This window comes from Burkholderia sp. HMSC10F09 (genome assembly GCF_001806955.1).
Classification (GTDB): Bacteria; Pseudomonadota; Gammaproteobacteria; order Burkholderiales; family Burkholderiaceae; genus Burkholderia; species Burkholderia multivorans.
Map to the genome: position 1 here is coordinate 1 of NZ_KV786750.1, position 229 is coordinate 229.

At 69.9% G+C, this 229-nt stretch carries 1 pseudogene; it reads left to right on the top strand.

Features of this window, described 5'->3' with window-relative positions:
• Nucleotides 1–229 (top strand): annotated as a pseudogene (locus HMPREF3115_RS32490) (hypothetical protein); the annotation flags it as partial.

The window sequence follows — 229 nt, forward strand, 5'->3', positions numbered from 1 at the left end:
CACGGTCACCGGCGCGCTCGGCGGCAATGGTCCGACTGGCGCATTGAACGGTGTCGTGACCACGGCGCAAGGCGCGGTGAATTCCGTCACGGGCGCACTGGGCGGCACGAATCCTGGTGGTGCGCTGAGCGGTGTGGTCGATAAGGTGACCGGGGCACTGGGCGGCGGCAACCCGACGGGTGCGTTGAACGGCGTGGTCAGCACGGTCACCGGCGCGCTCGGCGGCAAT